The organism is Nitrospirillum amazonense (assembly GCF_007828045.1).
GTDB lineage: Bacteria > Pseudomonadota > Alphaproteobacteria > Azospirillales > Azospirillaceae > Nitrospirillum > Nitrospirillum amazonense_C.
This window is the reverse complement of record NZ_VITN01000006.1, coordinates 174690-189081: the sequence shown is the minus strand read 5'-3', so window position 1 is coordinate 189081 and position 14392 is coordinate 174690. Positions and strand designations below refer to the sequence as shown.

At 70.0% G+C, this 14392-nt stretch carries 13 protein-coding genes; 7 read left to right on the top strand and 6 right to left on the bottom strand.

The genetic code is table 11. The features are described from left to right. Window positions 1–54 precede the first annotated feature (54 nt). From hexR to FBZ89_RS12380, 5 genes are all read left to right on the top strand, one after another. On the top strand, window positions 55–897 hold the full coding sequence (gene hexR, locus FBZ89_RS12400; RefSeq protein ID WP_145750280.1) for a transcriptional regulator HexR: 843 nt from the start codon (window positions 55–57) through the stop codon (window positions 895–897). Window positions 898–899: 2 nt separating this feature from the next. After that, window positions 900–1586: a YbhB/YbcL family Raf kinase inhibitor-like protein gene (locus FBZ89_RS12395; protein WP_211115204.1), complete on the top strand. Its 687-nt coding sequence runs from the start codon at window positions 900–902 to the stop codon at window positions 1584–1586. Between the two features lie 76 nt (window positions 1587–1662). Beyond that, window positions 1663–2310 carry a molybdenum cofactor guanylyltransferase MobA gene (gene mobA, locus FBZ89_RS12390; protein WP_246172151.1) on the top strand — a complete coding sequence of 216 codons (648 nt, stop codon included), beginning with the start codon at window positions 1663–1665 and terminating at the stop codon, window positions 2308–2310. A gap of 110 nt (window positions 2311–2420) precedes the next feature. Continuing rightward, window positions 2421–3464 carry a M4 family metallopeptidase gene (locus FBZ89_RS12385; RefSeq protein ID WP_211115202.1) on the top strand — a complete coding sequence of 348 codons (1044 nt, stop codon included), beginning with the start codon at window positions 2421–2423 and terminating at the stop codon, window positions 3462–3464. Between the two features lie 14 nt (window positions 3465–3478). After that, complete coding sequence (locus FBZ89_RS12380) at window positions 3479–3808, top strand: protealysin inhibitor emfourin (protein ID WP_145750279.1); 330 nt, start codon at window positions 3479–3481, stop codon at window positions 3806–3808. A 370-nt stretch (window positions 3809–4178) separates the two neighbouring features. On the opposite strand, the gene FBZ89_RS12375 is transcribed toward FBZ89_RS12380, so the two are convergent. From FBZ89_RS12375 to FBZ89_RS12350, 6 genes are all read right to left on the bottom strand, one after another. Next, the gene (locus FBZ89_RS12375) at window positions 4179–5270 is read right to left on the bottom strand and encodes an alpha/beta hydrolase (RefSeq protein WP_145750278.1); all 1092 of its coding nucleotides are present in this window, start codon (window positions 5268–5270) and stop codon (window positions 4179–4181) included. Window positions 5271–5346: 76 nt separating this feature from the next. After that, window positions 5347–6582: a molybdopterin molybdotransferase MoeA gene (locus FBZ89_RS12370; RefSeq protein WP_145750277.1), complete on the bottom strand. Its 1236-nt coding sequence runs from the start codon at window positions 6580–6582 to the stop codon at window positions 5347–5349. A 15-nt stretch (window positions 6583–6597) separates the two neighbouring features. Continuing rightward, on the bottom strand, window positions 6598–7131 hold the full coding sequence (mobB, locus tag FBZ89_RS12365; RefSeq protein WP_145750276.1) for a molybdopterin-guanine dinucleotide biosynthesis protein B: 534 nt from the start codon (window positions 7129–7131) through the stop codon (window positions 6598–6600). Between the two features lie 138 nt (window positions 7132–7269). Next, window positions 7270–9042 (bottom strand): hypothetical protein, encoded by a 1773-nt coding sequence (locus FBZ89_RS12360; protein WP_145750275.1) that lies wholly within the window; start codon window positions 9040–9042, stop codon window positions 7270–7272. A 5-nt stretch (window positions 9043–9047) separates the two neighbouring features. Then, entirely contained in the window at window positions 9048–10073 is a 1026-nt protein-coding gene (locus FBZ89_RS12355) for a glycosyltransferase family 2 protein (RefSeq protein WP_246172150.1), read from the bottom strand. An 820-nt stretch (window positions 10074–10893) separates the two neighbouring features. Continuing rightward, on the bottom strand, window positions 10894–11658 hold the full coding sequence (locus tag FBZ89_RS12350) for an RluA family pseudouridine synthase (protein WP_246172149.1): 765 nt from the start codon (window positions 11656–11658) through the stop codon (window positions 10894–10896). Between the two features lie 225 nt (window positions 11659–11883). Here FBZ89_RS12350 and FBZ89_RS12345 point away from each other — a divergent pair, with 225 nt between their 5' ends. Together FBZ89_RS12345 and FBZ89_RS12340 are read left to right on the top strand one after the other, a co-directional pair. Beyond that, the gene (locus tag FBZ89_RS12345; protein WP_145750273.1) at window positions 11884–12678 is read left to right on the top strand and encodes a DUF2076 domain-containing protein; all 795 of its coding nucleotides are present in this window, start codon (window positions 11884–11886) and stop codon (window positions 12676–12678) included. 126 nt (window positions 12679–12804) lie between these two features. Further along, complete coding sequence (locus tag FBZ89_RS12340) at window positions 12805–14298, top strand: Do family serine endopeptidase (protein ID WP_145750272.1); 1494 nt, start codon at window positions 12805–12807, stop codon at window positions 14296–14298. Window positions 14299–14392 lie beyond the last annotated feature (94 nt).

Here is a 14392-nt window from a genome sequence, read left to right as displayed (position 1 = left end):
TCGCGGCGCGCTCTGTTCCTTCATCTACGCATCGGCAGGTCGGGGGTTAGCTTCATGCTGGGTCGCATACGCGGGATGATGGACGGTCTGCGTCCGTCGGAACGCAAGATCGCGGAAATCGTCCTGAAGCGGCCGCATGCCGTCGTCACCGCCTCGGTGGCGGAGGTGGCGCGCGAGGCCGATGTCAGCCAGCCCACGGTGGTGCGCTTCTGCCGTTCCATCGGCTGCAGCGGCTATCAGGATTTCAAGCTGCGCCTGGCGCAGGATCTGGCCACGGGCACGCCCTTCGTCGATGCCGACCTGATGCCCGACGACCCGGTGGCGGAGGTGGCGGCCAAGGTCATCGGCCGCGCCATCAGCGCCTTCTCCCGCATGCGCAACCAGCTGAACACGGAAAACCTCAGCCGGGCCGTGGACATCCTGGCCGCCGCCCGGCGTATCGAGATCTATGGCTTCGGCGCCTCCGGCATCGTGGCGCAGGACGCGCAGAACAAGTTCTTCCGCCTGGGCGTGCCGGTCATCGCCCACAGCGACGTGCATGTGCAGGCCATGGCGGCCAGCATCCTGGGGTCGGAGGGCGCCGTTATCGCCATCTCCCACACCGGCCGCACGCGTGAACTGCTGCGCTCCGTCGATCTGGCCTTGGATGGCGGGACGCCGGTGGTGGCCATCACCTCGGGCGGGTCGCCGCTGGCGGAGCGGGCGACCGTGCCCCTGCTGGTGGACGTGGATGAGGACACCAGCATCTACACCCCGCGCACCTCGCGCCTGTCGCACCTGGCCGTCATCGACGTGCTGCAGGTGGCCGTGGCCCTGCGCCAGGGCACCGCGATGGGTGAGAACCTGGCCCGGGTGAAGCGCCCCTTGCGCGAGCGGCGCCTGTCGGAACGGGTGTGAGCATGAGGCGCCGCCTGGCGATAGCCTCGGCCCTGGCCGCCGGCCTGGCGGCGGGCGCGGCGCAGGCCGGCATGTGGCTGAGCAGCCCCGACCTGGCGACCGACGGCACGCTGACCCAGACTCAGGCCTGGGACCGCGACGGCTGCGGTGGCAGGAACCTCTCCCCCGCCCTGCGCTGGGGCGGGGAGGCGCCGACGACCAAGAGCTTCGCCCTGATCATCATGGATGCGGACGTCAAGAAGGGCTTCCGCCACTGGATGGTGTTCAATATCCCGGCCGGCGTGCACAGCCTGGCCGCCGGGGCCGGGACGGCCGACGGCAAGGCCCTGCCCAAGGGGGCGGTGCAGGCGCTGAACGACTTCGGGCCCAAGGGCTATGGCGGCCCCTGCCCGCCGCCGGGGCAGACTCATCGCTATGTCTTCACCCTCTACGCCCTGAACAAGGACACGCTGGACCTGAACCCGGACCAGCCGGCGGGCGCCCTGGAATCGCTGGTGCTGACCCACGCGCTGGACAAGGGCCGCCTGCTGGCCAAGTCCCCCCGCTTCGAGGCGGCGCCGGAAAAGACAGCGGAGAAGGCCAAGCCGGCGGATGAAAAACCGCCCCCCAAGGCGGAACCGGCGAAATCCGAGGCCAAGCCCGCGCCGGGAAAGACGGCGGAGCCGGCGCCGGGAGACACCCCGAAATGACCCAGGCCCGGGACGGCCTGGCCGTGACGGCCGCCATCCGCATCACCGTCGCCGACATCCCCGCGTTTTACATTCCGTGAGCGAAACGATCGATATTCTGGGCCTGATTCTGGCGGGCGGCCTGGCCCGCCGTTTCGGCGGCGATGAGGTCCAGGCGGTGGACAAGGCGCGCCTGGACCTGGCTGGCCGGCCCCTGCTGGCCCATGTGCGCGGGCGCCTGGCCCCGCAGGTGTCGGCCCTGGCCTTGAGCGCCAACGGCGACCCCGACCGCTATCGCGACGCGGGCCTGCCCGTCCTGGCCGATAGCGTGGCGGGACATCCCGGCCCGCTGGCCGGCGTGCTGGCGGGGCTGGAATACGCCGGCACCCAGGGCGGCCATACCCACGTGCTGAGCGTGCCGGCCGACTGCCCCTTCCTGCCCCTGGACTTGGCCGCGCGCCTGGCGGGCGCGGTGGCCCCGGATGGGGTGGCCTGCGCCACCTCGGGCGGGCGGCGGCATCCCGTGGTGGCGCTGTGGCCCGTGGGCCTGGCCGGCCGCCTGCGCCAGGCGCTGGTGGGGGAGGATCTGCGCAAGGTCGGCGCCTTCCTGGCCCGCCAGCCCTTGGCTCTGGTGGACTTCCCGGTCCAGCCGATCGACCCCTTCTTCAACGTCAACACCCCCGCCGACCTGGACGCGGCGGCGGCCTTTCTCTCCAAGGGATTAGCCCCCCCGATGCAGGGATAGGGCCGATCCGGGCGCCGATCGGGGCGTGGATATATCATTGGCGGCTATTCCGGCATCGCGCGCGCGGTGCCACGCTGGTTCCCACGATCCAGCGCTGAAAGGCCCGCCCCATGTGCCAGCACGCCGGCTGCCCCCCGCATGTCTGCTTCATCATCCCGCCGCACATGATGGAGCATGTGGCCACCAACGCCAGCGATCCGACGATGCGCAAGCGGGCCCTGCACAACCTCTATCACCAGGGGCAGTTGCGCGGCATGCGCGCCAGCATGAACCAGTTCGCCTTTGCGGGCCTGGGCACCGGCACCAAGCAGCGCACCGTCTATGACGCCCAGCACGGCGGCGACCTGCCCGGGACGCTGGTGCGGTCCGAGGGGCAGCCGGATGGCCAGGACGTGGCCGTCAACGAGGCCTACGCCTACGCCGGCCAGACCTATGATTTCTATCTGGAGGTGATGAAGCGCAACTCCGTGGACGACAAGGGGATGCGCCTGGATTCCACGGTGCACTACAGCACCGACTACGACAACGCCTTCTGGAACGGCCAGCAGATGGTCTATGGCGACGGGGATGGCGAGATCTTCGACCGTTTCACCAAGTGCCTGGACGTCATCGGCCATGAACTGACCCACGGCGTCACCCAGTTCACCGCCGGGCTGACCTATTCCAGCCAGTCGGGCGCCCTGAACGAATCCTTCTCCGACGTCTTCGGATCGCTGATCAAGCAGTACGCCGCCGGCGACACGGCGGATACGGCCGACTGGCTGATCGGCGAGGGCCTGCTGATCCCCAAGGCGGGCACCAACCGCACGGCCCTGCGGTCCCTGAAGGCGCCCGGCACCGCCTATGACGACCCCACCCTGGGCAAGGACCCGCAGCCGGCGACCATGAAGGACTATTACAGCGGCCCCGACGACAACTACGGCGTCCACATCAATTCCGGCATCCCCAACCACGCTTTCTACCTGGCCGCCACCGCCTTGGGCGGCCAGGCCTGGGAAACGGCGGGCCCGATCTGGTACGAGGCCCTGACCACCCGCCTGCAACTGTGGTCGGAGTTCAAGGACGCCGCGGCCGCGACACGCGACGTGGCGCGGAAATACGGCGACGCCGCCACCAAGGCGGTGGACGACGCCTGGACGGCCGTGGGGCTTTAACCCATGCTGCCGCCATGAGCACCGACCAGACCCCGGCGCCGCCCGTCCTCATCGAATGCCAGCGCCAGGGCGGCATGGCCTTCCCCCTGCGCCGCCCCAAGATCAGCGTGGAGGTCGCGGGCCTGGACGCGGCCGACCGCCAGGCCCTGCTGCACCTGGTGCAGGCGGCCGACCTCGCGTCACAGCCCGCCGCCTTCCCCGCCCCTGGCCACCCCGACGCCCTGGAAACCCAGCTGACCGTGGCTTGGCCCGACCACAGCACCACCGTGCACTTCCGCGACGGCGACGGCCACCCCGCTCCGCTGGATGAGCTGGCCGGCTGGGTGCTGCGGCATAAGCGCTGAATCCAGGCGAACAAGCTGACGCGACACGCGCGGTAGGGTGCACCCCCGCCTCCTGTCGACCACTCCCTGTCCGCAACCGAGGAACAGGAGGGCCGGGCATGGGCCGGCAGGCCTCGACCACCAAGCCTCGACCACCAAATTGTCACAGGCAACCAACAGGGTAGCGCACGCGCGGCAGGTTGCGGCCGCCTCTATTCACCGGCATGCTCGGCGCCATCACCAAGGGTGGCGGACTGGAGCCGATCCGCTTACCCATAGGATGCACGACGAAGGCCCGAGCCGGACGAAAGATACCCCGCGATGCTGCGCAAGACCCTGTTCCTGCTGCTGGCCCTGCTGGCCCTGGTCGCCTGAGCCCTTTCGCCGGGCCTTACCTGTCGTTCGGCCGGCCCAGTTCCCGCGTGAAGAAGCGGGCCATAACGTCGTAGGCGGCCCGCGCCTCTGGCGATTCGGGGTCGGAGAAGAAGGAATGGACCATGCCGTCCCAGACGTGCAGCTCCGTCCGCGCGCCGGCCCGTTCCAACAGATCCTGGCTGCGCAGCGTGTCGCTGAGCATGAAGTCGCGCGTGCCGGTGATCAGCAGGGTGGGCGGGAACTTGGCCAGCACCTCCGGCGCCACGCCCGGCAGCACCAGCGGATCCTGGACGTTGGCGCCTTGGAAATAAGGCAGGTCGATCAGGCGCAGGCCGGGGCCCGGCAGCTGCCCGCCGTACAGGGCCGACCAGGCCTGGGAATCACCGCCGCCGTCCAGCACGCCGGCGCAGAAGATGCCGATGGCGCCGGGCCGGGGCAGGCCGTGGGTCTGAAACCAGGCCACCGCCTCCCCCGTCAGGATGCCGCCGGCGGAACAGCCGTAGATGCCGATGTTCCGCGGCTTGTAGGTCTTCAGCAGATCCTTGTAGACGGCAGCCACATCCTCGCTGGCGGCGGGGAAGCGATGCTCCGGCCCCTGGCGGTAATCGACCGTCACCACCTTGATCTTGGACAGGGCCGCCACCGGCACCGCCTCCACCAACCCGCCGGCCCCCGCCCCCCAGAGGAAGGCGCCGCCGTGCAGGTTGATCAGCACCCGGTCCGCCACCGCCGCCCCTTTGGCCGGCGCCACGACCTGGGTGGGCACGCCGCCCATGGTCTGGTCGGTCACGGTGACGGGGTAGAGCGCCCGCAGCCGGTTGGCGCGGTCGGTGTTCATGCGATCGTAAAAGGCGCGGCTGGCCGGCACGTCGGTGATGGGCGGGGCATGCACGTCGGCATAGCGCTTGAACCAGTCCCGCGCCTCCGGCGACGCGTAGGAGGAGAAGGGCAGAACCAGGCTGCCGGGCGCCAGCGGCAGGGTGACGCTGCCATCCGCGCCCACGGGTGAGGGCGGGGCATCGGCCGCCTGGGCCGTCCCGCTGAACAGCAATGCCGCCGCCATAAGGCCGGCGCGTGCGATGGCATGGATGTATGTCGTCCTGGTCATGTCCCCTCCCTGGGCTTGTTTTGCCACAGGATAGGGGAAATGACATCGATACCATAGCGCTTACTTGGCGCCGCCCTCAGAACAGCCCGTGCAGGGGGATGACCGTCAGCGGATCGCCGGGCCGGAGGCTGTCGCGCGCTTCCTCCACCTCCGCCACGGCATCGGCCAGGGCCAGGGACGACAGGGCGGCGCTGCCGCCGGCGCCGGCCAGGTAGGCCACGGTGTCGGCGCCCTCCTGCCGCAGAACCACGCGCAGGTATTCGCGCTTGCCCGGCGCGCGGCCATGGGCGAAGCCACAGCGCACGGTGATGCGGGGCGGATCGGCGACGGTTTCGCCCGACAGGCGCTGCACCAACGGCCGGCCCAGCGCGAGAAAGGCGGCGAAGGCGGCGAACGGGTTGCCGGGCAGCCCCAGAAAGGGGGTGTTCCCGACATGGCCGAACGCCAACGGCTTGCCCGGCTTGAGGGCCAGGCGCCAGAAATCGATGCCGCCCAGGGCCGACACCGCCGCCTTCACATGGTCCTCCTCCCCGGCGGAGACGCCGCCGCTGCTGAGGATCAGGTCGGCCGTGAGACTGGACAGGGTGGCCGCCAGGGCCGCGGGATCATCGCCGGCGATGCCGGCCGGCACCACGCGGCAACCCAGGCGGCACAGCAGGGCGGTCAACAGGGGGCCGTTGGCGTCATGGATGGCGCCGGGGGGCAAGGGGGCGCCGGCGGGCCGCACCTCGTTCCCTGTGGACAGCAGGGCGACGGTCGGGGGCACCCGCACCGCCAGGACCCGTTCCCCCAGCGCGGCGGCCAGCGCCACGGCCGCCGGCGACAGGCGGCGCCCGGCCGGCAGCGCCACCGCGCCCGCTGCGATATCCTCCCCCACCGCGCGGCAATGGCGGCCGGGGGCAAGGCCGCGCGGGGCCAGCAGGACGTCGCCGTCCAGGTCCGCATCCTCTTGCATCAGCACGGTGTCGGCGCCATCGGGCAAGGGCGCGCCGGTGAAGATGCGCACCGCGGTACCGGGCACCAGGGGTCCGGGCGCATCCCCCGCCGCGACCCGGCCCGACAGGGGCAGGCGAACGGGGCCCGCCGCCCCGGCGACATCGCGGTGGTCCAGGGCATAGCCGTCCATGGCGGCCTGGGCGAAGGGCGGCAGGCTGCGCGCCGCCACCACGTCCCGGGCCAGGACACGGCCGTCGGCGGCATCCAGCGCCACCGTTTCCACCCCCGTGACGGGCCCGAGCGCCCGCAACAGGCGATCGCGCGCCTGGTCAACGCTGAGCAAGGTGTCGGGGTAGCAGTCGGCGGCGCCTGGCATGGGGATGGCCGTTCCTCAGTCCGCCCGGGACGGCAAGCCAATCGGGGGCAGGCCGACATGGGCCAGGATGAAGGTGGCGATGTCGGCCACCGCGTCCAGGGGGAAACGCCGCAAGCCCGCCGGCACCTCCACCGGCAGCGGATCGTCGGCGGCCAGCGCCACGATGGTCGGATCGTCCGGGAACAGCGGCGCCTTGCCGTTCTCCGCCCGCCAGATCTCCAGTTTGGGAATGGGGTCGCGCTTGAACCCTTCCACCAGCACCAGGTCCACGGGCGACAGCTTGGCGACAAGGTCGGCCAGCGTCGGCTCGGCCGTCCCGCGCAGTTCATGCATCAGGGCCCAGCGCCGGGACGAGGCCACCAAGACCTCGGTGGCGCCGGCGGTGCGGTGGCGGTGGCTGTCCTTGCCCGGCTGGTCCACGTCGAAATCATGGTGGGCATGCTTGAGGGTGGAGACGCCATAGCCGCGCCCCGCCAATTCCGGGATCAGCTGGACCATCAAGGTGGTCTTGCCCGAACCGCTCCACCCCGCAAGGCCGAACAGTTTCATCTGGCGATCCTTCCCTTTCACACGCGTCGGCATTTGATCCTGATCGGTCAAATGCCCTCAGGCGCCGGGCGGCCACATCCGTGGCCTTGGCTCACGGACCTGGCCGGTCCGGGCCGGCGGCCTTGGGGGCCGCCTCGCTTACTGCGGCGGCTCCCGCAAATCACGCACATAGGCCAGCACCTCGCCATCGCGCTCGATGCGCACGATGTCCTGGCCCGCCGGGATTTCCTTGCAGGCCCAGCGGGTGAAGGCAAGGTAGAAATCGACCGGGCCGGTGTTGCGGCGCGTCGGCTTCCAGGCCGGCGGCAGGTAGTGGAACACCGACGTGGGCGGGCCGCAAACGCGGATGCGGTAGGGCTGGGTCAAGGCCTGCGGGCCCTCCAGCTTCACCATGGTGTCGGTCAGGCGCTTGGCCGCCTCGGACAGGGAACTACCCCAGTAGTCCAGCTCGAACTTCGGAGCCGCGCCGCGCACGCCGCCCACGAAGCGGTTGAACCAGATGGTCTCATAGGGATGCAGGTGGGCCATGAACCCGACCTGCACGGCCGCGCAGGCGACCAGCAGCGCGGCCATGAAGGGGTTCAGCCAGAAATTGCGCGGCCAGCGCAGGGGCAGGCGCGTCAGCAGGCCGTTCAGGCCCAGGCCGGCGGCCGTGGCCAGGGGCGGCATCAGGAACAGCATGTGGCGGATGCCGTCGTAGAGCACGGCGTCCGTCGCCACCACGGCGGCCGGCGGCAGCAGCACGGCGGTGGTCAGCGCCACGCCGTCCAGGCGCACGCCCGCCGGGAAGGGCCGGCGCAGGGCGGCCACGGCACCGAAGGCCACGATCGCGGCCAGGCCCAGCAGCTCCACCTCCGGCAGCTTCACGCCGAAGCCCACGGGCAGGTACCACCAGGGCAGGTTGGTGGTGCGCACCTGCACCCCGGCGAAGGTGAAGGTGAAATCCATGGGGAACTTGGAGAACTCGGCCAGCGCTTCCATGGGGTGGCGCAGCGGGTTCACCTGGGCCCACGGCCAGGCGGCGATCATGACGGCATAGGCGATGGGAACAGCGATCCACAGGCGACGCACCAGGCGCCAGGCCTCGGCACCCGTCTGCCGCGCACCGTCACCGGCCAGCACGCGCTTGGCCAGATGGGCCAGCAGCGTCAGCATGATGGGCCCGGCCAGCAGCACGCCGCCCACACGGATGCCCAGCGCCATGCCGAAGCACAGGCCCAGCATGGCGACGGAGCCCAGGGATGGCCCCTTGGCGTCGGTGTCCAGGCTGCGGCCCACCCGCACCAGCCAGGACAGGGTCCAGGCGGCGGCGACGGCGAAGGGCACGTCCTTGGGGTTGGCGAAGGAATGGCCCCACCAGTCGGGGATCAGCAGCAGGCACAGGCCGGCGATCAGCCCGGCGCGCGCCCCCGTCTCTTTCCCCGCGATATCCCTGGCGATGCGGCGCACGGCCAGCACGCCCAGCAGCCCGGTCAGCCCGCCGATCAGGCGGCGGGTGGCATAGACATCCAGCGGCAGCAGGTTTTCGAACAGCGCCTCGACCGTGTCGAACAGGGCGCCGTAGAGGTAGAGGTTCTGGAATTCCAGGACCGCGCGGTCCTTGCCCAGCGAGGCATACCATTCCAGCGCCCGCTGGCCGTATTCCACGTGCAGCGGCTCGTCAAACGTGATGCCGAAGTCGGGGAAGGTGCAGGACACGGCCGCGACCGCCACCGCCATGACCAGCCAGAAGGCCACGTCCCAGGGCGACAGCCGCCGCCACAGCGGTGGACCCAGCCGCGCGCCGGCCGGCACCATGCGTCCAGCGCCGATGGGTCCCGCACCGATGGACCGGGTACCGATAGACGGCGCCGCGGGGGCGGTGTGCGGACGGGCGGCGGCCGAGGCGTCAGGGGAACGGAGAAGGGGCATGGAGGTCAGGGATGCCCCCCGGCGCCACCCGCGAGTGGCGCGTCATCGAAGCCCACCTTCTCGTTTACCAGGTACATCGGGCGACCCTTCACCTCGGTGAAGACGCGGCCGAGATAGTCCCCCAGGACGCCCAGGCCGATGAGCTGCACCCCCCCCAGGAACAGGACCGCCACCATGAGCGAGGCGTAGCCGGGCGTGTCACGGCCGAACATGATGGTCTTGGTGATGATGACCAGGCCATAGAAGAAGGAGGGCACCGACAGGGCGATGCCCAGCCAGGACCAGACACGCAGGGGTACGTTGCTGAAGGACGCGACGCCGTCCAGGCCGAAGCGCAACAGGCGCCAGAAGTTGAAGGAGGTGGCGCCGGCGTGGCGCTGCGCCACCTCGAACGGCACGGCCACCTGGCGGAACCCCACCCAGCTGAACAGGCCCTTCATGAAGCGGTTGCGCTCGGGCATGGCGTTCAGGGCGTCAACCACGCTGCGGTCCAGCAGGCGGAAGTCACCGGCGCCGCGCGGCAGCGTCACCTCGGACAGGTTGTCCAGCAGGCGGTAATAGATCTTGGTCAGGAAGCGGCGCAGCCACGGGTCGGTCAACCGGCTGGCGCGCACGCCATAAACCATCTGCATGCCCTGGCGCCACTGCTCCACGAAAATGGCGATGGTTTCGGGGGGGTGCTGCAGGTCACCGTCCATCAGCACGACGGCGTCGCCGATGGCGTGGCGCAGGCCGGCGGACATGGCCGCCTCCTTCCCGAAGTTGCGCGACAGGCGCAGCAGCTTCAACCGGGGTTCGCGCGCCTGATGGCCCCTGAGGGCGGCGAAGGTGCCGTCGCGTGAGCCGTCGTCCACGCAGATGATTTCGAACGGCAGGCCGATGCCGTCCAGCACCGGGACCAGGCGCTCGAACAGGGTGGCCAGGTTGCCTTCCTCATTATGCATGGGGATGACGATGGACAGGCGCTTGGCCGCAGGTGCCGCCGCCTGCTGCGCTTTTGAACCGGACGCGGCCGAGAGGGAGGTCAACATGGGAGCGGTATCTGACTCGGGTTCTGACAACGTGATCATGCAGCGGCGTCCGCCTCACGAAACTCTATCGCATCATCCGCGGCGATGCGGAAGGGTTCCGGACGCAAACGGCGCCAAACGGCACCCCAAATAGCCACGCCGCGGGCGCCCAGGGCGTTCCCCCGCGGCGACAACCCTATCCCAGGAAGGTTAACGCCCCGTCTACAGTCAAGCAGGGCGCCCCTCGAAGGCGGCGGAGTCGGAATCGGCGGGAACGGCAGGGTGCCGGCGGGGCACGGCGATGGCTTATAGCGGCTTATGGCACGACCGAAGGGCAAAAATGTGACGCCGCCTGGAAATCGTTATGCCCGGCATCCTTGTCAGGATGCGGTCAGCTTGGCGTGGCACTATCCCCTTGTCGCCAGCCGATGGAGACGGCGACAGCCCCGGACGGGAGCCCCAACCCCCCGCCCGCGGCGCCGTCTCCTTGGCTGGTGGCACCGGCGCCCGCTCGTTCTAGACCGCGAGCGACTTCCCGTCCCTTCTGCCCCAACCGAGAGGGCGGGAACGGCGCCGGCAAGTACCCGGGCTGGGGTTCTAGACCACCCTGCCCGGCGGACGTTCCCCGTACCTGCGGAGATCGGGCCGGCGTCCTGGCCTGTCCGGTCGCGTAGTGGATCTACCTCAAGCCAAGGCGGCCTGCTGCCGTCCTGTCTTGAATTCCTTCCAAACCTCGGGTCGGTGGTGCCATGCCACCGACCTTTTCTCTATTTGGCCGCCGGGCGACGCCGGCGACAGTGCTTATACGCCGCCCCCCGCGCCAACCCGTCGTGGCATTCGGTCAGTTGTTCCCGACGGAGAATCCGACGCGCTGGAAGGTTGCCGCCAGGTGCGGGGACAACGGCGCCGTGGCCTCCAGCGGCGGCTCAGACGGGGCCCACCACGGCAAGGCCACCCAGCGGGCGTGCAGGTGCAGCGGGATGGCCGGTGCCGGGTCGCGACCGCCTTCCACCCGCCAGTCACGCCCATAGATGGGATCGCCCAGCATGGGCCAGCCCATGACCTCGCAATGCACCCGCAGCTGGTGCATGCGCCCGGTGCGCGGCGTCAGCTCCAGCCAGGACAGGACCCGCCCGTCCGAATCGGTGCCGGTGGCCATGAGCCGCCATTCGGTCAGGGCATGCTTGCCCTCCTCATGATCCACCATCATGCGGGAGCATCCCGGCACCGGACGCTTGATCAGCGGCAGCTCGATGCGGCCCTCCGCCGTCTCCGGCCGGCCCTTGACCACCGCCCAGTAGCGCTTGCCCACGCGGCCCGCCAGGAACAGCTTTCCCAGGCGGGTGGAGGCCGTCTCGTTCAGGCCCAGCACCAGGCAGCCGGTGGTGTCCTTGTCCAGGCGGTGGGCCAAGCGCGGCGCCGGCGCCCCCTCGGCCACCAGCCAGGGCAGGTAGCGTTCCAGATGGTCGGTGGACTTGGTGCCGTAATGCACCGGCAGGCCGTAGGGCTTGTCCACGACCAGGACGTCGGCGTCCTGGTATAGGACGCGGGCGCGCATCTCGTCAGGCGTATAGGCGGGCGGCGCCAGGGGGAGCATGATGGCCATGGGCAGACGGCATGCCCCAAGAAGACACCCTCGACAAGTCAAAAGGACGGGGCGCCCCTATCGCTTTAGGCCCGCCGCCTCATGAAAAAAACTTAATCCTGCTGCCACGGGCTGGAAAGTCTGTCCCGACCATGATCATCCTCGTTGCGGCGGGCGATGATCGCCCCATGTTAGTTGGGCCGCCGTGTTAAGACGGTAACAAAGGAAAGCAGTCGAGGAACCATCATGACCCCGAAGGACCGCGAAGATTTGACAGCCCTGCTGGCGCGTGTGTCCCGACTGGACGGCATGCCCCGCGACCCTGAATCGGACCGCCTGGTGGGTGAGGCGCTGTCGCGCCAGCCCGCCCTGCCCTACATCATGGCCCAGGCCCTGCTGGCCCAGCAGGAGGCGCTGGTGGACGCGCAACGCCGCCTGGCCGACCTGCAGCAGAACGCCGCCAGCCGGCCGCAGGGCGGGCCCCCGCCCTTCACCGGCCAGTCCAGCGGCCAGTCGTTCAACCAACCCTCGGGGCAGCCCGCCAGTCAGGCGTCCGGCCCCTGGGGCCAGTCCTCCTATCCGGCGCAGCAGCAGCCCCAGCCGCCCTACGGCCAGGCCTACGCCGCGCCGCAGCCGGCATACGGCCAGCCCACCTACGGCGCGCCGCCCGCCTACGCCCAGCCCCGCAGCTTCATGCGCGGCATGTTCGAGACCATGGCCGGCGTCGCCGGCGGCGTGCTGGCGGCCGACGCGGTGGAATCCCTGTTCCGGGGCGGCCATGGCGGCCTCGGGGGCGGCGGCTTCGGAGGCGGTTCCCCCTGGGGTGCCGGCTACGGTGGCGACCGGGTGGAGGAAACGGTGATCAACAACACCACCGTCAACGAGACCATCGTGAACGAAAATGGCGTGAACGAAAATGGCGACCGCTACGACTCCGGCCGCCAGGATGCCAACTACCGCGACGACAACAGCGGGTACCAGGACGCCAGCTACGACAGCGCCGACGACGGCGGTTTCGACGATGGCTCCATCGATACCTGAGCCTTGCCGGCCGATCCGCAATCCGGCCGCAATTCCCTGACCTGATCCCACGGGACCCGGCCCGCCCGGGCGGGTTCCGGACGCCAAAAGACCAAGAAATATCTTCGTGAAAGCGAGCTTGAGACCATGACCTCCCTGCCCACCGTTCGCACCGCCAAGAAGCGCTTTCCCCGTCTGGCCGTCACCGCGCTGGCCATCGGCCTGATGACCGGCACCGCCCTGGTGGCGCCGCCGGCCGCCATTACCGCCCACGCCGCCAGCCCGGCCTCCCTGCCCAGCTTCGCCGACCTGGTGGAGAAGGTGACGCCGGCGGTGGTGACCATCACCGCCGCGCACAAGGTGACGACGCCGCAGGTGCCGCAGGAACTGCAGGAGATGATGCGCCACTTCGGCCTGCCGGACGAGGCGCTGCCCGGCGGCCGCGGCGGCAACGGCCGCCCCCGCATCGAATCGGCCCTGGGCTCGGGCTTCGTCATCGACCCCAGCGGCTACATCGTCACCAACCGCCACGTCATCGAGGGCGCGGACGAGGTAAAGGTGCACTTCCAGGACCAGACCGACGACGTACCGGCCAAGATCGTGGGCCAGGACGAGCGGTCGGACCTGGCTCTGCTGAAGGTCGAGCCCAAGAAGCCGCTGCAGGCCCTGGCCTTCGGCGACAGCGACAAGATGCGCCCGGGTGACTGGGTGATCGCCGTGGGCAACCCCTTCGGCCTGGGCGGCACCGTCACCGCCGGCATCGTCTCGGCCCGCGGCCGTGACATCGACGCCGCCAACCTGAATGACTTCCTGCAGATCGACGCCTCGATCAACAAGGGCAATTCCGGCGGCCCGACCTTCAACGCCAATGGCGAGGTCATCGGCATCAACACCGCCATCTTCTCGCCCACCGGCGGCTCGGTCGGCATCGGCTTCGCCATTCCGTCCAACGTGGCCAAGCCGGTGATCGAGAAGCTGAAGGCCACCGGCCATGTGCAGCGCGGCTACCTGGGCGTGACCCTGCAGGCCGTGACGCCGGAGATCGCCGACAGCCTGGGCCTGAAGGAGCCTAAGGGCGCCATCATCAACGCCGTCTCGCCCAAGAGCCCGGCGGAGAAGGGCGGCCTGAAGCAGGGCGACGTGGTGCAGAGCATCAACGGCAAGTCCATCGACAACCAGCGCGACCTGGCCCGCAACGTGGCCGGCATCGACCCGGGCAAGACCGTGGACCTGGGCGTGCTGCGCGGCGGCAAGGCCGTCACCGTCTCCGTGAAGCTGGGCGAGGCGCCCAGCGGCGACAAGGACAACGGCCCCGGCGGCTCCACCTCGCCGGACGGCAAGGGTGACAACGCCTCCGTGGCCGGCCTGAAGCTGGGCAAGCTGGACGACCGCACGCGGGAGCGCATGGGCCTGGACGGCGACGCCCAGGGCGTCGTCATCGTCGATCCCGGCAAGGACGAGCTGGGCCTGCGTCCCGGCGACATCATCGCCAGCGTGAACAACGAGAGCGTGAAGGCGCCGGCGGACGTGAACAGCCAGGTGGAAAAGGCCAAGAAGGACGGCCGCAAGTCCGTCCTGCTGCTGGTCCGCCGCGGCGACCAGCAGATGTTCCTGCCCCTGCCCGTCACCCCCAAGGGCTGATGCCTCTCCGGGATGCCAAGTCCCGATCCATGAAGACCTGACGGGGCCGGGCGGAACACCACCGCCCGGCCCTTTGTCTAGCGCCTCTCCAACC